Raw genomic sequence first — 22,290 nt, forward strand, 5'->3', positions numbered from 1 at the left:
CTTGGGGGAAGGTGACGAAATGACCGTTTCGACAGAACCGGAGCTGGTCCGGATCTCGATTCTCGGCGGGACCACGCAACTCGATTCCGGGTTGCCCGCACACGTCCCGCTCGCAGCGCTGATACCCGACCTGCTCGGCGCGCTCCGCGTCAGTCACGACGGCACGCCCGCCGCCTGGACACTGGGCCGGATCGACGGATCACGCCTCGCACCGGCGGAGACGCTGGCCCAGGCCGGTGTTCTCGACGGCGATCTGCTGATCGTCCGCGCTGATCGCGCTGACGCCCGATCGCCGCTGGTCGACGACGTCGCCGACGGTGTCGCCGCCGCGCTCCGGCACGATCGCCCGGGCTGGACGGCGGCGTCGTCACGCCGAATCGGCTACGCACTGTTCATCGTCGGCCTATTGGCCGCAGTCCCCGCGGGGCGGGTGGCCGCCACCGACGACCGTCCGGCCGTGCTCGCGACCGCGGCGATCGGCGCGACCGTCCTGCTGACCGTGGCACTAACCGCTCGGCGCCTCGGGACCGATCCTCGGACCGGGACGGCAGCGACGATCGGCGCCGCCGTGTTGGGTGCGCTGACCGCCTCGATCCTGGTTCCCACGGTCGGCGCCGGTGCGCAGGTGGCGCTGGCTGCGGCCGCCGCCGGAACGATCGCGACCGTCGGGCATCGCGTCGTCGGTCATGCCCCCGCCGTGCACGTCGCCATCGCGACCGGAGCGGTCCTCGCCACCGCTGCGGGCGGTCTCGCCGCCCTGTGGCCGCGGCCCGCCGGGGACATCGCCGCCGTGGTCGCGGTGCTCGCCGTTGTAGTGGTCCTGCTGGCGCCCCGCGCCGCGATCGCGCTGGGCCGACTCCCCCTGCCCACCGTGCCGACCCTGCCGCCGGATCCGGCGGCACAGGACGAGCCGTCGCAGGTCGACGGGGTGGATGCGTTGCGCTTGGCCGATCGCGATCCGATCGGTGCCATCGCCGAACTCGCCCTCGGCGATCTGCGGACGGTGGCCGACCGTGCTGCGACGACGGCAGCGATCCTCACCGGGATCCTGGCCGGGGCGACGGTCGTGTGCGCACTGGCGACCGTCGTCGTCGCGGCCTCCGCCGACGGCTCGACGGTGGCGCTCGTGTTCAGCGCGTGCACGGTGGCCGCGGTGGCCGGACGCGGACGCACCCACGCGGATCGACTCCACTCGGCCATCGTGGTCGTCGGCGCGGGCGTCACCGCCGTCCTCGCACCCCTCGCGGTCCTCGTCGCCGGGACCGGGCCCAGTGCGTTCACCGTGTTCGCCGCGGTGGTGGCCGTCGCGGTCGGCGCGCTGCTGCTCGGCACCGTCGCGGCGGGCGGCGACTACTCGCCGCCGGCCGTCCGCGCCGCGGAGATCGTCGAGTACGCGGTGCTGGTGTCCCTGGTCCCGCTGCTGCTGTGGGTGCTCGGCGTGTACCAGACCATCCGTCACCTGTGATGCGCACACTAATCACCACTGCCACCGCGATCGCCGTGTTGTGGTCCGCGTGCGGGATCGGCGTCGCAGCGGCCGCGCCACCCGAACCCACCGAACAGCGTGCGAAGTGCGCGGTCGCGACCACCGCGACCACCACCGACGCGCCGGCCGGGCATCGATTGCTCGGTCTCGAGGCCGCGCATCGGTTCAGTACGGGCGCGGGCGTCAAGGTCGCCGTCATCGACACCGGTGTGGACCCGCACCCACGGCTGCCGCGGGTGATCGCGGGCGGCGACTTCGTCAGCGACGGCGACGGGCTGTCCGACTGCGATGCCCACGGCACCCTTGTCGCCGGCGTGATCGCGGGCCGGCCCTCCGCGGCCGACGACTTCGTCGGCGTCGCACCGGACGCGACGATCATCTCGATCCGGCAGTCGAGCGGCGCGTTCAGCGCCAAGCGGCCCGACCGCGGGGCGGCCGTGGTCGGCGCAGGCTACGGCCCGATCGAGACGCTGGCGGCCGCCGTCGATCGTGCGGTCGAGCTGGGCGCACAGGTCGTCAACATCTCCGAGGTCGCGTGCACCGCGCCCGGCGACACCTCCGGCGACCGAGTTCTGACCGCCGCGCTGACACGGGCGCGCACCAAGGATGTGGTCGTGGTCGTGGCGGCGGGCAACCTCACCGACACCACCGCCTGTCGCGAACAGAATCCGGCCGGCGCGGCATCGTCCGCGACTGCGCGTGCGCAGGTCCGCACGTCGGTGACCCCGGCACGGCTGTCGCCGCTGGTGTTGGCGGTGGGCGCCGTCGAACCGACCGGGACGCCTGCGCCGTTCAGCCTCCGAGGGCCGTGGGTCGGGGTGGCCGCGCCCGGCACCGACGTGGTGAGCGTGGCCCCCGGACCGGGCGGGGCACGGTTGGTCGACGGCCTGCGCACCGCTGAGGGTACGGCGCCGCTCGCAGGCACCAGTTACGCCGCACCGTACGTCAGCGGGCTCGCCGCGCTGATCCGCTCGCGTCATCCGCGGGCCTCCGCCACCGAGGTAGTCGCGCAGATCGTGCGGACCGCGCACGGCGGCGGCCACGACGCCGCGGTCGGCAGCGGAGTCATCGATCCGGTCGCCGCGGTCGCGACGCCGCCGATCCCGGTCGCCGATCCGGTCGTCGCCACGCCGCGACGGTTCGCACCACCGACGCCGGTACCGAACACCGACTCGGGACTGTCGCTGGTTGTCGGCGGTGTCGCGCTCTCGGCCGCCTGCCTGGCCGGTCTTTGGCTGGTTAAGCGCAGGCGTCCGTCATGACAAATTTCTCGGCTCCCGAACCCGACGATCAGGTCGGTTCGGGAGCCGAGAAAATTACGTGCGTCTGACGTGGGTCAGCGCGTGGTACGTGCCGGGCGCAACTCCCGCGGCAACGCGAAGGTCAGGGTCTCCTCCGCCGTCGTGACGGTCTCGACGTCCTGGTAGCCGTGCTCGGCCAGCAGGTCGAGCACCCCGCGCACCAGGACCTCGGGCACCGACGCGCCCGAGGTGATGCCGACGGTGTTCACGCCCTCGAGCCAGGACAGATCGATGTCTCGGGCGTAGTCGACCAGGTACGAGGCCTGCGCACCGTTCTGCAGCGCCACCTCCACCAACCGCTGCGAGTTCGACGAGTTCTGCGAGCCGACGACGATCACCAGGTCGCACTTCGGTGCCATCGCCTTCACCGCGACCTGACGGTTCTGGGTGGCGTAGCAGATGTCGTCCGACGGCGGATCGTTCAACAGCGGGAACTTCTCCCGCAGCCGCTTGACCGTCTCCATCGTCTCGTCCACCGACAGCGTGGTCTGTGAGAGCCAGATGACGCGCTCCTCGTCCCGCACCGTCACCGAGTCGACGGCGTCCGGCCCGTCCACCACCTGGATGTGCTGGGGCGCCTCCCCCGCGGTGCCTTCCACCTCTTCGTGACCCTCGTGCCCGATCAGGACGATGTCGTAGTCGTCGCGCGCGAACCGCTTGGCCTCCTGGTGCACCTTGGTGACCAGCGGGCAGGTGGCGTCGATGGTGCGCAGCTGCCGCTCCGCGGCGTTCTTGTGCACTTCCGGCGAGACACCGTGCGCGGAGAACACCACGGTGGCGCCTTCGGGCACCTCATCGGTCTCGTCGACGAAGATCGCCCCGCGCTCCTGCAGGGTCTCGACCACATGACGGTTGTGAACGATCTCCTTGCGGACGTAAACCGGCGCGCCGTGCTTGTCGAGGGTCCGCTCGACTGTTTCCACGGCCCGGTCGACGCCTGCACAATAACCACGGGGCGACGCGAGAAGGACGCGCTTACTATCAGCCATGAGCCCCAGCGTACGTCTGTGAGACAGTATTTACATGAGCCGTCCTCCGTACCCTGCCCGCGTGGTCGCCGGTCTGGTCGCCACGACCATCGAGGAAACCCGTAAACTGCCCACCCGCGTCATCACGCTGCCGATGACCGCGGTGAGCCGTGGCCTGCAGGCCGGTATGCGCTTTCAGCAGAACATCGCCGAGCTCGCAATCAAGGGCGACGAGCTCCTGGCACCGCTGTGCGACAAGGCCGACGAGCAGCCGGAATGGGCTCGTTTCGACGAGGACGACGACACCGCCGAGACCTCCACGCCGCTCCTCGCCGACGCCCCGTCCACCCTGCCGACCGCCTCCGAGGACGCCGCCGTCGATGACGCTCCGACGACGCCGTCGAGCCCGGTGAACACCGCCGCGACAGCGGCTCCGGACGGCACGGAACAGGCCGCCGCGGATGAGAGCAACGGCACAGCCGCCAACGGTGCCGCGCCCGCCGCCACCGGCCGCTTCGCGCTGTACAGCTCCGCGCCTGTCGACGTCGAAGCTGCCGGGTCGACCTCCGACGACCCTGCCGACGGCCCGCTGCCGGAGACGGTCGCCGCCATCGACTACCCGCACCTGACGCTCGCGCAGCTGCGCGCCAAGGTCCGCGGGCTCGGCGCGGACGAGCTCAGCGAACTCCTCGCCTTCGAGAAGGCCGGCCGGAATCGGACGCCCTTCGTCACGATGATCGACAATCGCATCGCCAGCCAGCAGAAGAAGTCTGAATCCACGCAATGACCTCGCCCGAGCAGGCGAACACCGCGGAGAATCCGTGGCCGGTCCGAACCATCAGCTTCAAGATCGCCGACTGGATTCACCGCCTCGGCGCCGTCTGGGTGGAGGGACAGCTCACTCAGATCAACGTCCGCCGCGGCACCCGGACCGCCTTCCTCACCCTGCGTGATCCAGCAGCGGACATGTCGCTGTCGGTGACATGCGATCCGATGCTGCTGCAGCGCAGCGCCGTCCCCCTGACCGAGGGCGCCCGGGTCGTCGTCTACGGTCGCCCAAACTTCTACGCCGGGCGCGGCACGTTGTCGTTGCGCATCACCGACATCCGACCGGTCGGCATCGGCGAACTCCTGGCGCGCATCGAGCGCGTCAAGGCACTGCTCGCCGCCGAAGGCCTGTTCGATCCCCGTCGCAAGCGCCCGCTGCCGTTCCTGCCGCACACCGTTGGCCTCATCTCCGGTCGAGCGAGCGCCGCGCAGCGCGACGTCCTCGCCGTCGCGGCCGCCCGGTGGGAGTCCGTCCGATTCGACGTCCGCGACACGCCCGTCCAAGGTCCGACGGCGGTCCCTGCCATCATCGAACAGCTCGCCCTGCTCGACGACGATCCCCACGTTCAGGTCATCATCATCGCCCGCGGCGGCGGCAGCGTGGAAGACCTGCTCCCCTTCTCCGACGAGACGCTGCTGCGCGCGGTCGCCGACTGTCGTACACCGGTGGTCAGTGCCATCGGACACGAGCCGGACACCCCGCTGCTCGACCTGGTCGCCGACGTCCGCGCGGCCACGCCCACCGACGCCGCGAAACGGGTGGTGCCCGATGTGACGGCCGAGTTGCGCGCCATCGCCGAACTCCGCCGCCGCAGCGCGGGTGCGCTCCGCAATTGGGTGCACCGCGAGGAGCGCGTCGTCGAGGGACTGCGCTCCCGGCCGGTCCTCGCGAATCCCCTGCGCATGATCGACGACCGCCAGGACCGCGTCGACGCCGCCGTCCGCGACATCCGCCGCAGCACCAGGCATCTGGTGACTGTCGAAGAGCATCGGACCGAGCGCCTCGCGGCTCAACTCGCGACGTTGGGACCTGCGCAGACCCTGGCCCGCGGATACGCGGTGGTCCAGCGCACCGACATCGACCAGCCACGCGCCGTCCGCTCGATCGCGGAGTTGCCCGACGGCGGGGAGGTGCGGATCCGGGTCGCCGACGGCTCCGCCGCCGCGGTGATCACCCGTTCCGACGCCGCTCGCCCCCAGCACCCATCGACCCAGGAGGATCCGCAGTGACCGAACCCGGTGCCGACCACCGCGTACCCGTCGCCGAGCTCGACTACGAGCAGGCCCGCGACGAGCTGACCGAGGTGGTCGCAACGCTCGAACGCGGGGGCCTCGGCCTCGACGAGTCGCTGGCGTTGTGGGAGCGCGGCGAGGCGCTGGCGCAGCGCTGCACCGCCCACTTGGAAGGCGCTCGGGGGCGGATCGAAGCCGCCCTCAACTCCGACGGCGACGACGACAACGACGAAGACGAAGACGAAGACTAGTTCGCTACGGTCGCTGCTTGACCGCGAGCGGCTCCGCCCGCGTCACGGCCTTCGCCATCACGGACATCGCCGCCTCGTCGCGGCTCACGACGGCGATCCGCACATCGCCGAAGTCGGCGACCCACGCCAGCTTGTCCTCGTCACCGGCGTACTTCACCCATTTCTGACCGTCGACGTCGACGGCGCCCTCACCGACCGCCTTGTCCGAGAGCAGTTTGTAGACGAGCGAGTCCTCGACGGCCGCCGTCTGCGTCAGCTGGACGTAGACGCCGTCCGGGGTGATCCAGCCGACGTTGCTGGACACCGAGTTCCCGACGTCCTGCGTGGTCCCGGAGTTCGACTTCCAGTCGGCGGGCAGCGCCGGCTCCCGGATCGGGAAGGGCATCGTGTCGGCGTCGGCCTGCAGGCCCGCCTTGGCGTCGAAGCTGGGAATGGTGTGCTGGGTGGCCGAGTTCCCGAAGCCGAACGAACAACTGCCGCTGATGCCCGCCACCAGAAGCGCGATCAGCGCGAGCGGAATGAGCGACCAGATGAGATCTTTGCTGTCGTGAAGGATCCGGGGTTTGTCGGCCATGCTGTCGAGTATCGCAGTCGGCGACTGCCCGCAGCCAATCGCCGGTCCCCGGCATGAAAGAATTGAGGCCTAGACCTCATCTAGGTTCGCAACGAAAGTGGAGTTCGAATGACGAAGCAAGCCCCCGATCGCAACCTGGCCATGGAGCTGGTCCGAGTCACCGAGGCCGCCGCCCTCGCTGCCGGCCGGTGGGTCGGCCGAGGAAACAAGAATGCAGGCGACGGCGCGGCGGTGGACGCCATGCGCGAGCTCCTCTCGACGGTCTCCATGCGCGGCACCGTCGTGATCGGTGAGGGCGAGAAGGACGAAGCCCCGATGCTGTACAACGGTGAGGTCGTGGGCAACGGCGAGGGTCCCGAGGTCGACGTCGCCGTGGATCCGATCGACGGCACCACGCTGATGGCCGAGGGCCGCCCGAACTCCATCGCGGTCATCGCGGTGTCCGAGCGCGGCACCATGTACGACCCGTCCGCCGTGTTCTACATGAACAAGATCGCCGTCGGACCCGCCGCCAAGGGCGCCATCGACATCGACCAGTCGGTGGAGTGGAACATCAACTCCGTCGCCGCCGCCAAGGGCATCGACATCGCTGACCTGACGGTGGTCGTGCTCGACCGCCCCCGCCACGCGGACCTGATCCACGAGATCCGCGAGGCAGGCGCCAAGATCCGCCTCATCTCGGACGGCGACGTCGCCGGCGCGATCGCGGCTGCGGGCGAGTACAGCACCGTCGACATGCTGATGGGTGTCGGCGGCACTCCCGAGGGCATCATCAGCGCCGTGGCGATGAAGTGCATGGGCGGCGAGATCCAGGGCAAGCTGGCGCCGAAGGACGACGCCGAGCGGCAGAAGGCGATCGCCGCAGGCCTGGACCTCGATCAGGTCCTCACCAACGACATCCTGGTCAAGGGCGAGAACTCCTTCTTCTGCGCCACCGGCGTCACCAACGGCGACATGCTGCGCGGCGTCACCTACCGCCCCAACGGCGCCACCACACGGTCGCTGGTCATGCGGTCCCGGTCGGGCACCATCCGCACCATCGAGGCCGTTCACCAGACCTCGAAGCTCCGCGAGTACGCACGTCTCGATCTCTGATCGCTCCCTGATCGATTTCTCGCGCACGCGAGATGTTCTCGGCTCCCGAACTGGCCCGTGAGGTCGGTTCGGGAGCCGAGATCTTTCACACGTGAGGGGCTGCGGCCGACACTGTTCGGCCGAGCGACGATCGAGGGCTGCCGACGACGCGCTCGGCAGGAGCGCTATCGCTGGATGTCGGGGACGATAGCGCGGAAGAAGACCGCGGGCTCACTCGACATCGCCCGAACCGTCACGTCCGGATCGCTGTCGGCGAGCCAGACGGCGTCGCCCGGACTCGCCTTCAGTGCGCCGACCTCGGCGCCCTCCACAGCGATCCGCCCGGACAGGACGGCGAGGACCTGCGGGCCCGCCATGTCGAAGCTGATCGACTGCGCCGCGTGCAGCCCGGTCGCGTCCAACTCCACCCGCGAGAGGCGGAACTCCGCCGCGGGCGTCACGTAGATCCGTTCGGCGCCGAGGCTGTGCATCTGCGGCATGAGTTCGGGCAGGGTCACCGGGTGGAAGTCGAGGACCCGCAACAGCTCCGGGACGTCGATGTGCTTGGGCGTGAGTCCCCCGCGCAGCACGTTGTCGGAGTTCGCCATCAGTTCCACGGCCATCCCGTGCAGGTACGCGTGCAGATTGCCTGCCGACAGGTACATCGCTTCGCCCGGCTGCAGTCGGACTCGGTTCAACAGCAGCGACGCCAGCACACCGGGGTCGCTCGGGTAGGCCTCGCCGAGTTCCAGCAACGAGCGCAACTCCAGGACGAACCGGTCGCCGCCGTCGCCGAGCACCCGCACCGCTCCCTCCAGCACGTCCGGCACCAGGGCGCCGATGACCGATTCGGGCAGGGTGAGCCAAGTGGTGAACACTGCGCGCAGGCCCGTCTCGTCCGGCTGTTCCGCCAGCATGCCGAGGTAGGGGTCGAGTGCCGGGACGGCCAGCAGCGTCAGGAGCTCCACTGTCTGCCGGGGGTCGCGGAATCCGGCCAGTGCGTCGAACTCGGTGACCGCGACCACGAGCTCCGGCTTATGCGACGGGTCGCGATAATTGCGGTCGGCGGCATCCATCGCCAGGCCTGCGGCGTTCTCCCGCTCAAAGCCGCTGATCGCCTGCTCGAGACTCGGATGGGCCTGCAACGACAGCGGCTCCTGGGCCGCCAGGATCTTCAGCAGATACGGCAGCCGCGGACCGAAGGCCTCGGTCGTCGCCGTGCCCAGTTCGCCGTCGGGGTCGGCGTCGATCGCGCTCAACAGATCGCTCGGCCCGTCCAGGGCGCCGACGATCTGTGCGGGCGACGCCGGGTGCGCGCCGAACCACAGCTCGGCTTCGGGATGCGCAGAAGGACTCGGTGTGCCGCGCAACTCGGCGAGTGCGGTACGCGATCCCCATGCGTACGGTCGCACTACTCCAGCCAGCAGCTTCATCAGGCCGCTTCTCCCATCAATCGAACGAACACCGCCGCCAATTCGGCGCGCAGTGCCAACACCAGATACGCCGCCAGATCGGCAGGCGTGTCCGCAGGCGGCTCTCCCGCGCCGAGCTCGACCTGAGTCGTCGGCTCGGCGCCGGTCGCCTGTTCGGCGACGACGTCGACGTCGGAGAAGGCGGCCAGTCGACGCTCGGCGTGCCATGCGCGAGCCGTCGTCGTGAAGACGATCCCCCGGAATGCGCCCGCCCGCGGCGGGTCGAAGTCGGGGTCGTAGAAGAGCTGATCGGTCGCGGCGGCCGCGGGTCCGCTCGCGCGCAGATGCGCTGCGACCACCGGCTCCGTCGCCGCCTGCGAGACACTGCCCGCCACCGCGAAGGTCACCGCCGCCGCATGTGCGGCCAGGGCGGCCGCTCCCGCGGTATCACCGGCCCAGGCCACCGACCGGTCGGCCACCCGCAGGGCGAGCAATTTGGCCTGGTTGTGGAAGCTCTCCTGCGCCGGATGATCGGCGGCGGCCTCGTCATCGAGCCGATCGGCGACCTCGGCCAGCGCCGGCGGCGCGGGCGCCAGGCGGACGGCGGCGAGCGCCGTGCACACGGCGACGAGCGCGGCGACGAACCGACAGAAGCTGAATCGCGCGTCGACCGCCAGTCGCGGTGACAGGTCGACGATCGGCTGCGTGCCGACGGCATCGGTCAGCGGACCCTCGATCGGGACCGCCACCACCAGTTCGGCGCGTCGGCGCAGCGCACGCATCGCGGCGTCGCCCAACGCCGGATCGCCCGCGTCGTCGCCGATGATCACCACCACGTCGAGCGGACCGATCCAGCCGGGCAGGAGCGGTGAGACCGCGATCGGGACATCGATGCGCGGGGCGACGGTCGCGACGACGAGATCGGCCGCGCGACGAGCCACGGCGTCGTTCCCGGTGACGACGACCAGCGCGCGCGGACGCAGGTCCGCGAGCCGCTCCAGCACGCCTTCGGCCTGCGCCTGCGACACCGCACGCACGCCGGCGCCCGCCATCGCGGCAGCCCGGAGCAGCCCGTCGCGATCGGCGACGAGCAACGCGTCGACGTCGTCGAGGTCAGTGGTGAGCGCGGACATGCATCACAGCCTAGTGTTCGCTCGCTCCGAAAGAGGCACGAGCGGAATCCCGGGTCGTCAGCGTCAGTCGACCGGGTCCGGGAGCACGCGCAGGTGCCCACGACGTCCGGGACGCGGTGTGACGGTCGGAGCCGATCCCGGATGCGGCTGGGCACGGTGACGACCACGCGCCACCTCGTCGAGATCGGCGTTGGCCAGGAACCCGGCACGCGGCGCGTTGGTCCCGACCGCGGCCTCGCGGACCGCCTCGGCGATGGCGGTGAGCTCGTGATCCTCGGCGGGCTGCTGAAAACGGCTCTCGCTGCGCAGCATCTCCCAGCCGACCGGAACGGTGATGCGGTCCGCGTGCTGCGAACACAGGTCCCACGAGTGGGGTTCGTCGGCTGCCGACAGCGGACCGATCACGGCGGTCGATTCGGCGTAGACGAACGTCAGAGTCGCCACGGCGATACGAGAACAGCCGGGCCTGCAGCACTGACGAGGGACATTCACGCGGCCAGCCTATCGTCTCTGCGGCCGGACCGGACAATCGACACGCTCGGTGTGGCGCGTCTGCGGACACTGCACGACCCAGGCACGCCCTATGCTGAAGGCATGGCCTATCGACTCGTTCCGATGCGGCCCGGACGCGAACTCCTGGGCCCGCCGCCGCGCCGGCTCCGCAGCGACCGGCGCGGCCGCGGATTACGCGGCCCGCTGATGCCCGCCGCCCTCCCCGGCCACAAGACCCGGTCGGATCTGTTCGACGCCGCAGCGGTGGAGGCGTTCACCGAGATCGATGCACGCTGGCACGACCACCTCACCGGACTCGACGTGGCCGTCGACGACATCCCGCGGATGCTGCCCCGCAGCGATGAACCGGTGCAGTGGCCCGACGACGTGACGGCGGACGGACAGGTGCCGTTGGCCCGCCTGATCCCCGCCGGCGTCGACGTCTCCGGTCGTCCGACGCGCGCCCAGATCATCCTGTTCCGCCGACCGCTCGAGTTGCGCGCGCATGACGCCGAGGACCTGCCGGAGATCTTGCGGGAGGTGCTGATCGAGCAGGTGGCGACGTATCTCGGCGTCGATGAGGAGACCGTGGAAGACGGTCCCGACGAGGACTAGCAGGCCGACTGACGAAAACGACTCGACCCCTCATCCGACCGGCGGGAGGTAGCCGATCCGAGAGGGGTCGAAAAGTCGTGGACTGCCCGTGGGCAGCTCAGATGATGCCTCGCTTCAGGCGGCGGCGTTCACGCTCGGAGAGTCCACCCCAGATCCCGAAACGCTCATCGTTGTGCAGCGCGTACTCCAGGCATTCGGCCTTGACTTCGCAGCCCTGGCAGATGCGCTTGGCCTCGCGCGTGGAACCGCCCTTCTCCGGGAAGAACGCTTCCGGGTCGGTCTGAGCACACAGTGCGCGATCCTGCCACTGCTCCTCGACCGCGTCGAACAACTCCTCGAAGTCGTTCGGGACCACCGTCAGGTGGCGATTCATCGGCGTGTAGCTGACCGGGCCAGCCCCCTCGCCCGCTTCCAAAGTCATCCTGGCACCTCCCTGCTAGCAGACTTGACTTACATCCCCGCAATCAGAACGGCCCTCTGATTGGTGGTCATCGATCGGTGAAACCGTGAATGACACAGTTGTGATTAGACACGGTCGCCACCATCGCGGTCAAGCGGAAGCAGAAGATTCCTTCCTACCACCGGCCTCCGACGAATCCGTGCCACCGAGACAAATCGCGCAGTCGATCGGCGTGTCGCGCACCCGCCCACGCCGGCTCACGGTGCCGTCGAACGGACGTGGAGCGCGCGGTCACAGGGGGCGTGCCTAAAGTGGGTTGCTGTGAAGGTGACGGTACTCGTGGGCGGCGTCGGCGGCGCCCGATTTCTGCAGGGCGCACGCGAACTCTTCGGACGCACGCCCTTTCCTCAACTCGCAGACGATCCCGACCCGGCGACCACGGTGACCGCGGTCGTCAACGTCGGCGACGACGCGTACATGCACGGGGTGCGCATCTGTCCCGATCTCGACACCTGCATGTACACGCTGGGCGGCGGGATCGATCCGGAGCGCGGCTGGGGTCACCGCAACGAGACGTGGAACGCCAAGGAGGAGCTCGCCGCCTACGGTGCCGACCCCGACTGGTTCGGCCTCGGCGACCGTGATCTGGCCACGCACCTGATCCGCACGCAGATGCTGGAGGCGGGTTATCCGCTCTCGGACGTCACCGCCGCGCTGAGCCGACGATGGCAGCCCGGCGTCCGACTGCTGCCTGCGAGCGATCAACGGCACGAGACCCACGTGGTGATCGACAAGCCCGACGGCGACGACGGCGAACGCGTCGCCATCCACTTCCAGGAGTGGTGGGTCCGGTACCGCGCCGACGTCCCGACGCACGGGTTCGCCCAGGTGGGGCGCGACGAAGTGAAGCCCGGGCCCGGTGTGCTGCAAGCGATCTCCGACGCCGACATCGTGCTGCTGGCCCCCAGCAACCCGGTCGTCAGCATCGGTGCCATCACCTCGGTCGCCGGGATCCGCGGTGCGCTGCGCCAGACGTCGGCGCCGGTCGTCGGCATCAGCCCGGTGATCGCCGACAAACCGCTGCGCGGCATGGCCGACGCCTGCCTGTCGGTGATCGGCGTCGAGAGCTCGGCCCAGGGCATCGCCGAGCACTACGGCGCGCGCAGCGGCAACGGCATCCTCGACGGCTGGTTGATCGCCGAGGGCGACGACGCCGCGGTCGACGGCATCGCCATCGCCTCCGCGCCCCTGTTGATGACCGACCCGTCCGCCACCGCGGAGATGATTCGGGCGGCCTGCCGGCTGGTCGGGGTGAGCGTCCCGTGACCGATCACCGGGCCCCCGAGGGACTGCAGATCCTGCCGATCACCGGCCTCGGCGAGTTCGACGCCGACAGCGATCTCGCCGCTGAGATCGTCGCCGCCGCGCCCTGGATCGTCGACGGCGACGTGCTGGTGGTGACGAGCAAGGTGTTCTCCAAGACCGAGGGCCGCATGGTCGCCGCACCGACGGATCCGGACGAGCGGGACGCCTTCCGCCGCAAGCTGATCGACGATGAGACCGTCCGCGTCGTCGCACGCCGCAACCGCACGCTCATCACGGCCAACCGCAACGGGTTGGTGCAGGCCGCCGCCGGCGTCGACGGTTCCAACGTCCGCACCGATCAGATCGCCCTCCTCCCGCTCGACCCGGACGCCAGCGCCGCGCGCCTGCGCACCCGGCTCGCCGAGGAGCACGGACTCGCCGTGGCCGTCATCGTCACCGACACCATGGGACGGGCTTGGCGGACCGGACAGACCGATGTCGCGATCGGGGCCGCAGGCATCGCCGTCAGCCACGGTTACGACGGCATCGACGACGGGTACGGCAACACGCTGCTCGTCACCGACATCGCCGTCGCCGACGAGCTCGCCGCGGCGGGCGACCTAGTGAAGGGCAAGCTCGACGGCGTGCCCGTCGCCGTGGTCCGCGGCATGCCGTACGTCGACGACGGCACCGCGGCGCGCGACCTGGTGCGCGATCTCGACGACGACATGTTCCGTCTCGGCGTCGAGGAGGCGCTCGCGCAGGGACATCGCGAAGCACTGCTGACCCGTCGATCGGTACGACACTTCGCCGACGACGCCGTCGACCCGGCGACGATGCACGCCGCATTCGCGGACGCGCTGACCGCTCCCGCACCCCACCACACCCATCCGATCCGCTTCCTCTGGATCCGCGACGCCGATCGCCGCCGCCGCCTGCTGGACGCGATGGCGCACGCCTGGCGGACCGACCTGTCCGCCGACCAGAAGACGCCCGAGTCCATCGCCAAGCGGGTCCAACGCGGCCAGATCCTGTACGACGCACCGGAACTGGTGATCCCGGTCCTGACCGGCGACGGCATGCACGACTACCCGGATGAGCGCCGAAACGGCTGCGAGAACACCATGTTCCTGGTGGCGGGCGGCGCCGCCGTCGCCGGGCTGCTGGTGGCGCTGTCTGCGCGGGAGATCGGCAGCTGCTGGGTGGGATCGACGATCTTCGCGGCCGACGTGGTCCGCGAGCAACTCGAGCTGCCGCAGCATTGGCAGCCGCTGGGCGCCGTCGCGATCGGCCATCCGGCGCAGCCCGCAGGACTCCGCGCCCCCGCGGCCACCGACGGACTGGTGGTGGAGCTGTGACCACACTGCACGCGAAGGCGATGAGCGCCCTGGCCGACTGGGCGGCGCCGAACCCGCACCAGGACTCGATCCGGCACGCCTACCTGGCGTTCCTCTCCGCCGCAAAGAACGGGTGCGAACGCGCCTGCGAGGCAGGCCATCTGACCGCTTCGGTGATCGTCTTCAATGCGGAGCTGACCCATGTGCTGCTGACGCTGCATCCGCGAGTCGGCAAGTGGCTGCAGCTCGGCGGGCACTGCGAGCCCGAAGACGACAGCCTCTCCGCCGCCGCTCTGCGCGAAGGGCTCGAGGAGTCCGGACTCGGGTCACTGACGCTGTCGAGCGATCCCGTCCAGCTGCACACGCACCCGATCACCTGTTCTCTCGGCGTGCCGACCCGGCACCTCGACGTCCGGTACGCCGCTGTCGCCGCGGCGACGGCCGACGGCTCGCTGCCGGATATCGTCATCAGCGACGAATCCACCGATCTGGCCTGGTGGCCGGTGGACGCGCTTCCCGAGCAGATCGACGCCGAATCGGTGCCGACACTGATCGAGGTCGGTCGAGACGCCCTGCGCGCGTGAACCGTCGTCGGATCTGAGCCCGTCCAGGGCGCAGATCCAACGGGCGTTCGTCAGCGCGCCGGACTGACGGCGATGACTCCGTGGGCGCCGCGCTCGGCGTCGACCATCGCATGCGTCACGAACGGATAGTGACCGGCCTCGGGAAAGGTGAGCTCCACGAAACCGCCCTGGGCCGGCGCGAGGTCGAGGACCTGACTGCCGCCCGACCGCGGACCGTCGGGCCGCAGGAGATACGCGCCCTCCTTCCAGACCGTGTCGAACTGGCCGCCGACCACATGGAACGCCGTCCCGCGGTTCGGGCCGGCGGCAAGCACCCAGATCCGAACTCGCTGACCGACTCTCGCCGTCAGCGGCCGGTGGTCGTACTGGTTCGCGTAGCCGTTGAAGACCACCAGGTCGGGCTTCTCGGCGGCGATCTTGTCGGGGTCCGCGGTGCCGTCGGGGCCGCCGAGGAAGACCTCCGACTGCACGAGCACGTACTCCTGATCGACGTCCGGCAGATTCGGCGGGTCGATGATCACTGCGCCGAACATGCCGTTGGCGATGTGCGTCGCCATCGGCATCGTCGAGCAGTGGTACAGCCAGACGCCGCTGCGGGTCGCGGTGAACGTGTAGTTCAGCGATTCGCCCGGCTGGATGGTCCGCATCGGCCGATCGGGCGCCAGCGAACCCGCGTGAAAATCGATCGAATGCCCCATCGACGCCGAATTGACGAGGGTGACCTCGAAGCGATCGCCGACGCGTCCGCGCAGCGTGGGCCCGGGTGCGCCGCCGCGATACCGGCCATCGGCGTCGACGGTGCCGTACGGCCACTGCGTGACGGTGACCCCGGGCGCCACCTGCCGCTCCACGTCACGGACGTCGAGGGTGATGCGATGGACGCGGCCGGCGGGCAGCGGCGGCATCCGCGGATCGTGGGCGACGAAGTCCGGTCCGGGGTCGGCGGCCAGGTCGGCGGTCTCACCGTGCCGATCGGGCGTGGTGCTGGACGGCGTGTTCTGGGCGGGCGCCTCCGGGACGACGACGTCGAGCACCATGCCCATCTGGCGATGGCCGGGGAGGGAGCACCACCCCTGCATCGACGTCCCGACGATCCCGGCGTCGAGGGCGGCGTGATCCCCCGGGGCGAGGCGGGGCGTCCGAGCGCCGGTCGGCATCACCAGGTCGTGCGTCTGATCGCCGGTGTTGGTCAGTTCGATCACGAGTCGGTCGCCGCGGGGCACCACGATCCGGCCGGGGGTGAAACGCATCCCGGCGATGCCGATCTGCACCGTTGTCGTGTGGCCGGTCGCGACAACCCCGCTCTGGTTGCCGCCGGTCAGACCCACCGATGCGGGGTCGATCGCGACGCCGACGGCGCCCGCCACCACGACGGCGGCCACACCCGCCGCGAGGGCGCCGAGGACCACCCCGCCGGGACGCTGCGTTGGTCGGGGTCTGGGACCGTCGGTCTCGGTCGGACGGAGCGCCTTGACCGCCGACCACACCGCCAGCGGGATGAAGCTCGCCAGCGCCGCGACGGCGACGGCAGCGGCCAGCCGATGCGGCCAGCCCTCGCCCGGCAGCGCCCACACCGCCAGGCCTGCGTTGGCGGCGCCGACGCGGAGCGGCCCGCCGAGGTCGAGCACCCGCATCGACTGCTGCGTGGCGGACGGCTTGCGGCCGAGCACCACCGGAATCAAGTAGCTGAGCGCGCCGAGCAGCACCTGGGCCAGGAAGCCGCCCAGGAGCGCGGTGGTGAGGACGTTCAGCCGCTCGTACGCCGTGACCCAGTCCGGCGCCGTCGCGTAGGCGACGGCGAGCACGACCAGTCCGCCGAGCAGCCACAGCACACCGGCCAGCACCGACAGGCTCGCGAAACCGGTCGGCTTCTTGCGGCGCACTTCGTCGGCGTGCGACCACGCGATGTATCCGACCGCCGCCGCGTAGGCCGCCACGCCGACCGCAGCGACGGTCAGCACCCCGATGAGTGCTCCCACGACCAGCAGCGTCACCGCGCCGCACAGGACCGGCAACGCCCGGGCTGCGGCCCGCTCCACCCCGTCGGCCATCCGGGTGCGCAGAATGGTCGGCCACAGCGTCACCAGCGTGCCGACCACCGTGATGCCGACCCAGCCGAAGATGTTGAGTCCCGCGTGCGCCACCGCCGAGCGTTCAGGCCAGTCGCCCGGAAGATCGCCACGCGTCATCGTCGCGCCGAACCCGACGCCGACCAACAGGAAGACGGCCGAGGCGACGTAGTAGCGGACCATGCCGCCGAATCGCGACGGTAACGCCGACCGGATCCGTCGCACCAGGTCGACCCCGTGCCAGGCGATCGCGGCGCCGGCCGTCAGTGCGCCCGCGAGGATCGCCCACCACGTGCCGCCGCGGACGCCGCCGTCGGCGGCGCCGACCACGCCGTAGCCGATCACCACCGTCACCGCACCCGCGTTGAACAGCAGCAGCCGCGCGGCCTGCGACCTGCGGCTCTCCGTGTGCGAGAGCCGCAGCACCGCCTCGGTGAAGTACCAGCTCCAGATGAGGATCGCGTTGCTCGCCGCGCCCAGCCCCAACAGGTGGATCATCAGCCAGTGCGACGCCGGGACCGCATCGCCCGCGATCGTCACGCCGACCAGCGCCACCAGCCAGGTCAGGACGACCAGACCGGTACGCACGTTCCAGGATCGAAGGGTCATGCGGTCGCCGCCCGAGTGACCGGCGCCGGGCGCTTGGGAGCCCCGACGATCACCGATGCCACCGCGATCACCGCGAACCCGAGGACGGCGACCGCATTGAGCACGCCGCCCGCCTGCACGGCCCAGACGAGGTCGGCGCCGTCGCCGACGACGATCCGCAGCAGCAGCGACGCGTGCAGCAGCACGGCGGGTGCGTACATGATCGGGCGGTACGGCAACGGCCGGCGCAGCACGGCGGGCAGGATGATCGGTGCGTGCGCCATGATCATCGAGATCACGAAACCGAGGAAGATCGCATGCGCCGACGCGTCGTACGCCGGGCCGGATCGCACCGGTCCGGCGACGATCCACACCCCGCCCGCCACCAGCAGCCACGCATACCCGGACAGCAGGCAGACGGCGCTGAAGCGCGGCAGCCCGCTGCCGCGCACCGTCTTGCCCGCCACGTCATGACGCAGCAGCCAGCCGGTCACACCCACCAGTGCGACGCCCAGCAGGCGATAGCCTGCGTCGGGCCACAGCAACGACGCCGGGACGGCGAGGAAGACTGCCGCCGTCGCCGCCAGCGCGATCGCCTCGACGGCAGGCGCGACGAAGGCGACCCGCGCCAGCTCCAGCCGTTCGCCCCCGATCGTGAGGATCAGGAAACCCCCGAGCCACGGCAGGATCCACGGCACCGGGACCCCGGCCGCGTACATCAGCGCCCCGCCGAACGCCAGGACTGCGCCGCAGCCCTGAACCAGGACAGCCGTCGCCGCATTGCGCCGCCACAGCGGCACGTAGAGGGCGACCAGCACCGCGGAACCGGCAGCGATGACCGCACCCCCGACCGCGTGGTGCGGCGCCAGCACCAGGGCGACGCCGCCGAGCCCGAGCCCCGCGGGCGCGGCGTAGCCCCACAGCTTCCCGAGTGCCACGGATCGCTCCAACGCGACCACCGTGCCGACGAATCCGTACACCATGAGGACGCCGTGCACGTCGGCCCACCGACTCATCGTGACTGGCGCCCCGACGCCGAGGAGCAGCAGCGCCGCGTCCACCCCGACGAGGAGCGCGAAGCCCCCGGGAATCAGCAACAGCAGACGCAGGCGCGCCGAGTCGGCGACGGCTCGCGGACTCATGGCCGGTGCGCCGACGGCAGTCGCAGAAGGCACGAGTCGCGTCGTGCGAAGGGCAGCAGGACCGGATTCACGGCCCGCTCGTCGTCGCCGAGGATGCCGCGGACCAGCCCGAGGTGGAGTTGGCAGGTGATCTCGGGGTAGCGCCGTGCGGCGTCCAGGAGCGGGCACCGAGTGAGCGACAGGGAGCCGTCCGCCTGCGCGACGGGCGCGAAGCCGACGCGGCTCAGATCGGCGACCACGCGGGCCCGGGCATCCGATTCGACGTCGGAGGCCAGTTCGCGGCCCCACTCGCGCCCCAGGGCTCGGGCGGCCGACTGAGGGTCGGCCGATGACTGCGCCAGATGCCCGGCGAGGACGATCGCCATGGAACGGTACGCCGCGAAGCGGTGGTCGGTGGCAGGCTCCGCCGCGCAGTAGGTCCAGGCCGGGCGTCCGCGGCCGCCGTCGTGCACCCGGCTCCGGACGGCCAGGCCCCTGTCGACCAGCGCATCGAGGTGTTCACGGGCCGTGTTGGGATGGAGGTCGAGGGCATCGGCCACATCGGCCACACGCACGCCGTCGTCGTCGTCGGATTCGGCGTGCGTGCGCAGGATCTGGAGCACCTCGCCCTGGCGACCGGTGACGGTCGCAGGCGCCTGGCCGACGGCAGGCGACGGACCCCATTTCTTTTTCACGCCTTCAACCGTATTTAATTTTCCGACGAAGCGGTAGGGCGGCGATCACCCTGTCGTCTCGAGTGCGCCGCGCCAGCGGTCGGTGCGGGGACTCCCTACTCGACGACCTGGTTCTTCCCGACGGTCACGATGCCGCCGGGCGAGACGACGAAACGCTCACGATCGCGTTCGATGTCCACGCCCAACTGGCCGTCGTCGACGATGCGGACGTTCTTGTCGAGGATCGCGTTGCGGACCACGGCGTTCTTTCCGATGCGCACGCCCGGCATCAGGACGCTGCCCTGCACCACCGCGCCCTCGTCGACGAAGACGTTGTTCGACAGGACCGATCCGTGCACCATCGCTCCGGCGACAATGGTCCCGGCGCCGACCACCGAATCGTTGGCGGTGCCGCCACGGACGAACTTCGCAGGCGGCAGGTGGCTGGTCTCACCGCGGATGGGCCAGCGCTTGTTGTACAGGTTGAACACCGGGTTCTCCGACACCAAATCCATGTGCGCCTCGTAGAACGAGTCCAGCGTGCCGACGTCGCGCCAGTAGCCCTTGTCGCGGTCGGTCTGGCCGGGGACGATGTTGTCGTCGAAGTCGTAGACGTAGGCCTCGCCTCGCTCGACGAAGGCGGGGATGATGTCACCGCCCATGTCATGGTCGGAGTCCGCTTCCGCCGCATCGGCCTTGAGCATGTCGACCAGCGCGTCGGCGGTGAACACGTAGTTGCCCATCGACGCGAACGTGACGTCGGGATCGTCGACCGTGCCGGGCGGATCGGCGGGCTTCTCCAGGAACTCGGTGATCTTCCCGGTGTCGTCGGCGTCGATGCAGCCGAACGCGAACGCCTCGCTGCGCGGCACCCGGATGCCCGCGACGGTCACCGCGGCACCCGACGCGATGTGCGCCTCGACCATCTGCGACGGGTCCATCCGGTACACGTGATCGGCGCCGAAGACCACGATGTACTCGGGTTCCTCGTCGTAGATCAGGTTCATCGACTGGTAGATCGCATCGGCGCTGCCGGTGTACCAGCGCGGCCCCAACCGCTGCTGCGCGGGCACCGGGGTGATGAATTCGCCGTGGAATCCCGACGACCACCAGGTCTGCGAGATGTGCTTGTCGAGCGAGTGCGACTTGTACTGCGTCAAGACGCAGATCTGCTCGTAGCCGCCGTTCACCAGATTCGACAGCACGAAGTCGATGAGGCGGTACGACCCGCCGAACGGCACGGCGGGTTTCGCGCGGTCCATCGTCAGCGGGTAGAGCCGCTTTCCCTCACCGCCGGCGAGGACGATTCCGAGAACATGCGGTTGTGATCTCACAAGATCAACATATCGGGCTCACCGGCGCTGCGCGACCGAGATGGTCACGTCGAGCGTCGCCGACACCGGACCGCCGGCCGCCAGTGCGGCCGCCGACGCGGCCAGTTGGTCCCGCGTGCGGTGGAATGCGGCGGGTCCCATCGCGGCGACGTCGACCAGTTCCGACTCAGCGACGTCGATGGACTCGGTGACGCGGGACGCAGTGGCATCGGTGAAGTCGACGGCGAGCTCGTGCGCCAACCGCTCGCCTTTGCCCTCCCCGACCGACAGCATGTGCATCGACTCCACCACCTCGGCGAGATGCCCGGGTTCGGGCGTGACGATGATCCAGCGGCCGCCCGGCGCCAAGACCCGCGCGACCTCGGAGGCGTTGCGCGGCGCGAAGATCGAGAGAACGGCGTCGGCGACGCCGTCCTGGATCGGGATGCCCTGCCAGAGGTCGGCGACGACGGAGAATCCGCGCGGATGACGTCTGGCCGCACTGCGGGCGCAGTACCGCGAGAGGTCGAGGCCCACGCCGAGCGCGGTGTCCTCGGCTGCGTCGAGCGCGGCCGCCAGGTATTGGCCGGGTCCGCCGCCGGCGTCGAGGATCATCGTCGCGCCGACACAGGCCGCGGACACCGCGGACACGATCGGCGCGTAGAGACCTGCCTCGAAGACGCGGTTGCGTGCCGCGACCATGTCAGCGGTGTCGGACCGATGGTTGGTTCCCCTACCGGTCAGCAGCGACACATAGCCCTGCCGAGCGATGTCGAAGGAGTGTCCGGCGGCGCACCGCAGTGATGCGCCGACCGGAGCGAGCACGTCCGAACAGATCGGGCACGCGAGAAGGTCGGCCGCGGCAGTCCACCGCGATCCTGCCGCGTCGATCAGTCGGTGACCTCGCGCAGCGCCTCGCCCAGAGCCGAAGCCTCCTCGTCATTCAGTTCGACGACCAGCCGACCGCCGCCGTCGATCGGAATCCGAACGACGATTCCACGTCCTTCCTTGACCGCCTCGAGCGGACCGTCCCCCATACGTGGCTTCATCGCCGCCATCTGTCGTGCTCCCTTCATGTGGATCTCACGATGTTCGGCTCAATGATACTTCGCGAACACGTGTGCACTACGGGCAGTACGACTGACGTTGGCCCGATGACGCCGATATGGAACGGATTCGAGTCACTTCTGGGGAGGCAGCGGCGGCATGGGTCCGGTGTCGGCGGCGGCCGCATCCAACTCGTCGCGCGCCTGCAGATCGTGGACGACGGCGCGCAGCTCGTCGATCTCGCGCGCCAGCTTCTCGAGGGTCCAGTCCACCTCGGACGCCTTGTACCCGCGAAAGGCCTGCTGGAAGACCACCACCCGCACGTCGTCGCCGGTGATGCCCGCACGCGGCAGCCGGGTCAACGTGGTGCCCTTCTGAATCGGGGGCAGTTCTTCTCCGCGCCCGAAGACGAACCACACGAGAAAGAAGATGAGCGCGACCATGAGGGCCACGCCGATCACATAGAGTCCGATCGTCACCACGGT

The 22,290-nt window shown here is 70.2% G+C and carries 22 protein-coding genes and 1 pseudogene; 10 read left to right on the top strand and 13 right to left on the bottom strand.

All coding sequences use genetic code 11. The features are described from left to right. Positions 1 to 19: 19 nt before the first annotated feature. Positions 20 to 1,465, top strand: coding sequence for a type VII secretion integral membrane protein EccD (gene eccD / locus GH2_RS08940; RefSeq protein WP_066166103.1), 1,446 nt, complete (start codon positions 20 to 22; stop codon positions 1,463 to 1,465). Beyond that, positions 1,465 to 2,748, top strand: coding sequence for a type VII secretion-associated serine protease mycosin (mycP, locus tag GH2_RS08945; protein ID WP_066166105.1), 1,284 nt, complete (start codon positions 1,465 to 1,467; stop codon positions 2,746 to 2,748). The genes eccD and mycP overlap by 1 nt, the downstream gene beginning before the upstream one ends. Before the next feature lie 74 nt (positions 2,749 to 2,822). Here mycP and GH2_RS08950 read toward each other — a convergent pair whose 3' ends face one another. Beyond that, positions 2,823 to 3,776: a 4-hydroxy-3-methylbut-2-enyl diphosphate reductase gene (locus GH2_RS08950; RefSeq protein ID WP_084247396.1), complete on the bottom strand. Its 954-nt coding sequence runs from the start codon at positions 3,774 to 3,776 to the stop codon at positions 2,823 to 2,825. Between the two features lie 34 nt (positions 3,777 to 3,810). On the opposite strand from GH2_RS08950, the gene GH2_RS08955 reads away from it, so the two are divergent. From GH2_RS08955 to GH2_RS08965, 3 genes are read left to right on the top strand one after another with little or no spacing between them, the layout of a single operon-like run. Further along, the gene (locus GH2_RS08955) at positions 3,811 to 4,542 is read left to right on the top strand and encodes a lipid droplet-associated protein (RefSeq protein WP_066166111.1); all 732 of its coding nucleotides are present in this window, start codon (positions 3,811 to 3,813) and stop codon (positions 4,540 to 4,542) included. Continuing rightward, positions 4,539 to 5,813, top strand: coding sequence for an exodeoxyribonuclease VII large subunit (gene xseA, locus GH2_RS08960; protein WP_066166113.1), 1,275 nt, complete (start codon positions 4,539 to 4,541; stop codon positions 5,811 to 5,813). The genes GH2_RS08955 and xseA overlap by 4 nt, the downstream gene beginning before the upstream one ends. After that, on the top strand, positions 5,810 to 6,067 hold the full coding sequence (locus tag GH2_RS08965; protein WP_066166116.1) for an exodeoxyribonuclease VII small subunit: 258 nt from the start codon (positions 5,810 to 5,812) through the stop codon (positions 6,065 to 6,067). The genes xseA and GH2_RS08965 overlap by 4 nt, the downstream gene beginning before the upstream one ends. 4 nt (positions 6,068 to 6,071) lie before the next feature. Here the strand turns inward: GH2_RS08965 and GH2_RS08970 are convergent, their stop codons facing one another. After that, complete coding sequence (locus GH2_RS08970; RefSeq protein ID WP_066166119.1) at positions 6,072 to 6,641, bottom strand: DUF4245 domain-containing protein; 570 nt, start codon at positions 6,639 to 6,641, stop codon at positions 6,072 to 6,074. 108 nt (positions 6,642 to 6,749) lie between these two features. Here GH2_RS08970 and glpX point away from each other — a divergent pair, with 108 nt between their 5' ends. Next, complete coding sequence (gene glpX, locus GH2_RS08975) at positions 6,750 to 7,736, top strand: class II fructose-bisphosphatase (protein WP_066166122.1); 987 nt, start codon at positions 6,750 to 6,752, stop codon at positions 7,734 to 7,736. Between the two features lie 164 nt (positions 7,737 to 7,900). On the opposite strand, the gene manA is transcribed toward glpX, so the two are convergent. The 3 genes from manA to GH2_RS08990 all read right to left on the bottom strand — a co-directional run bounded on the left by manA (position 7,901) and on the right by GH2_RS08990 (position 10,704). Continuing rightward, on the bottom strand, positions 7,901 to 9,148 hold the full coding sequence (manA, locus tag GH2_RS08980; protein ID WP_066166124.1) for a mannose-6-phosphate isomerase, class I: 1,248 nt from the start codon (positions 9,146 to 9,148) through the stop codon (positions 7,901 to 7,903). Next, positions 9,148 to 10,260 carry a hypothetical protein gene (locus GH2_RS08985; protein WP_066166129.1) on the bottom strand — a complete coding sequence of 371 codons (1,113 nt, stop codon included), beginning with the start codon at positions 10,258 to 10,260 and terminating at the stop codon, positions 9,148 to 9,150. Before GH2_RS08985 ends, manA begins: the two co-directional genes overlap by 1 nt. Before the next feature lie 63 nt (positions 10,261 to 10,323). Then, positions 10,324 to 10,704, bottom strand: coding sequence for a DUF3499 domain-containing protein (locus GH2_RS08990; protein ID WP_066166132.1), 381 nt, complete (start codon positions 10,702 to 10,704; stop codon positions 10,324 to 10,326). Positions 10,705 to 10,854: 150 nt separating this feature from the next. On the opposite strand from GH2_RS08990, the gene GH2_RS08995 reads away from it, so the two are divergent. Then, positions 10,855 to 11,367, top strand: coding sequence for a metallopeptidase family protein (locus GH2_RS08995; RefSeq protein ID WP_066166135.1), 513 nt, complete (start codon positions 10,855 to 10,857; stop codon positions 11,365 to 11,367). Positions 11,368 to 11,464: 97 nt separating this feature from the next. Here the strand turns inward: GH2_RS08995 and GH2_RS09000 are convergent. Continuing rightward, a pseudogene (locus GH2_RS09000) lies at positions 11,465 to 11,734 on the bottom strand (WhiB family transcriptional regulator); the annotation flags it as partial. A gap of 354 nt (positions 11,735 to 12,088) precedes the next feature. On the opposite strand from GH2_RS09000, the gene cofD reads away from it, so the two are divergent. The 3 genes from cofD to GH2_RS09015 are packed head-to-tail and all read left to right on the top strand — an operon-like array spanning position 12,089 to position 14,993. Then, positions 12,089 to 13,093, top strand: coding sequence for a 2-phospho-L-lactate transferase (cofD, locus tag GH2_RS09005; RefSeq protein ID WP_066166141.1), 1,005 nt, complete (start codon positions 12,089 to 12,091; stop codon positions 13,091 to 13,093). After that, positions 13,090 to 14,430 (top strand): coenzyme F420-0:L-glutamate ligase, encoded by a 1,341-nt coding sequence (locus GH2_RS09010; RefSeq protein ID WP_066166143.1) that lies wholly within the window; start codon positions 13,090 to 13,092, stop codon positions 14,428 to 14,430. Before cofD ends, GH2_RS09010 begins: the two co-directional genes overlap by 4 nt. Then, complete coding sequence (locus tag GH2_RS09015) at positions 14,427 to 14,993, top strand: NUDIX hydrolase (protein ID WP_244885346.1); 567 nt, start codon at positions 14,427 to 14,429, stop codon at positions 14,991 to 14,993. Before GH2_RS09010 ends, GH2_RS09015 begins: the two co-directional genes overlap by 4 nt. Before the next feature lie 50 nt (positions 14,994 to 15,043). Here GH2_RS09015 and GH2_RS09020 read toward each other — a convergent pair whose 3' ends face one another. The 7 genes from GH2_RS09020 to GH2_RS09050 all read right to left on the bottom strand — a co-directional run bounded on the left by GH2_RS09020 (position 15,044) and on the right by GH2_RS09050 (position 22,287). Further along, positions 15,044 to 17,671, bottom strand: a complete 2,628-nt coding sequence (locus GH2_RS09020) for a multicopper oxidase domain-containing protein (RefSeq protein WP_066166147.1) — start codon at positions 17,669 to 17,671, stop codon at positions 15,044 to 15,046. After that, a complete protein-coding gene (locus GH2_RS09025; RefSeq protein WP_244885347.1) occupies positions 17,668 to 18,825 on the bottom strand; it encodes a DUF8744 domain-containing protein in 1,158 nt (385 codons plus the stop codon). The genes GH2_RS09020 and GH2_RS09025 overlap by 4 nt, the downstream gene beginning before the upstream one ends. Beyond that, positions 18,789 to 19,466, bottom strand: a complete 678-nt coding sequence (locus tag GH2_RS09030) for a helix-turn-helix transcriptional regulator (protein WP_066166153.1) — start codon at positions 19,464 to 19,466, stop codon at positions 18,789 to 18,791. Before GH2_RS09030 ends, GH2_RS09025 begins: the two co-directional genes overlap by 37 nt. A 95-nt stretch (positions 19,467 to 19,561) precedes the next feature. Then, positions 19,562 to 20,779, bottom strand: a complete 1,218-nt coding sequence (glgC, locus tag GH2_RS09035) for a glucose-1-phosphate adenylyltransferase (protein ID WP_066166156.1) — start codon at positions 20,777 to 20,779, stop codon at positions 19,562 to 19,564. A gap of 18 nt (positions 20,780 to 20,797) precedes the next feature. Beyond that, positions 20,798 to 21,652, bottom strand: a complete 855-nt coding sequence (locus tag GH2_RS09040; RefSeq protein ID WP_341264551.1) for a putative RNA methyltransferase — start codon at positions 21,650 to 21,652, stop codon at positions 20,798 to 20,800. Further along, positions 21,649 to 21,816 carry a DUF3117 domain-containing protein gene (locus GH2_RS09045; protein ID WP_084247414.1) on the bottom strand — a complete coding sequence of 56 codons (168 nt, stop codon included), beginning with the start codon at positions 21,814 to 21,816 and terminating at the stop codon, positions 21,649 to 21,651. Before GH2_RS09045 ends, GH2_RS09040 begins: the two co-directional genes overlap by 4 nt. Positions 21,817 to 21,939: 123 nt before the next feature. Continuing rightward, positions 21,940 to 22,287 carry a DivIVA domain-containing protein gene (locus tag GH2_RS09050; protein ID WP_066166163.1) on the bottom strand — a complete coding sequence of 116 codons (348 nt, stop codon included), beginning with the start codon at positions 22,285 to 22,287 and terminating at the stop codon, positions 21,940 to 21,942. Positions 22,288 to 22,290 lie beyond the last annotated feature (3 nt).

It is taken from the genome of Gordonia hydrophobica NBRC 16057 (assembly GCF_001592365.1).
Taxonomy (GTDB): Bacteria; Actinomycetota; Actinomycetes; order Mycobacteriales; family Mycobacteriaceae; genus Gordonia; species Gordonia hydrophobica.

Coding starts and splice junctions, on each gene's coding strand:
- GH2_RS08985 (WP_066166129.1), bottom strand. CDS start 10,260: ATGTCCGCGCTCACCACTGACCTCGACGACGTCGACGCGTTGCTCGTC.
- GH2_RS09045 (WP_084247414.1), bottom strand. CDS start 21,816: ATGGCGGCGATGAAGCCACGTATGGGGGACGGTCCGCTCGAGGCGGTC.
- GH2_RS09020 (WP_066166147.1), bottom strand. CDS start 17,671: ATGACCCTTCGATCCTGGAACGTGCGTACCGGTCTGGTCGTCCTGACC.
- GH2_RS08995 (WP_066166135.1), top strand. CDS start 10,855: ATGGCCTATCGACTCGTTCCGATGCGGCCCGGACGCGAACTCCTGGGC.
- mycP (WP_066166105.1), top strand. CDS start 1,465: ATGCGCACACTAATCACCACTGCCACCGCGATCGCCGTGTTGTGGTCC.
- glpX (WP_066166122.1), top strand. CDS start 6,750: ATGACGAAGCAAGCCCCCGATCGCAACCTGGCCATGGAGCTGGTCCGA.
- eccD (WP_066166103.1), top strand. CDS start 20: ATGACCGTTTCGACAGAACCGGAGCTGGTCCGGATCTCGATTCTCGGC.
- manA (WP_066166124.1), bottom strand. CDS start 9,148: ATGAAGCTGCTGGCTGGAGTAGTGCGACCGTACGCATGGGGATCGCGT.
- GH2_RS08955 (WP_066166111.1), top strand. CDS start 3,811: ATGAGCCGTCCTCCGTACCCTGCCCGCGTGGTCGCCGGTCTGGTCGCC.
- xseA (WP_066166113.1), top strand. CDS start 4,539: ATGACCTCGCCCGAGCAGGCGAACACCGCGGAGAATCCGTGGCCGGTC.
- GH2_RS08970 (WP_066166119.1), bottom strand. CDS start 6,641: ATGGCCGACAAACCCCGGATCCTTCACGACAGCAAAGATCTCATCTGG.
- GH2_RS08950 (WP_084247396.1), bottom strand. CDS start 3,776: ATGGCTGATAGTAAGCGCGTCCTTCTCGCGTCGCCCCGTGGTTATTGT.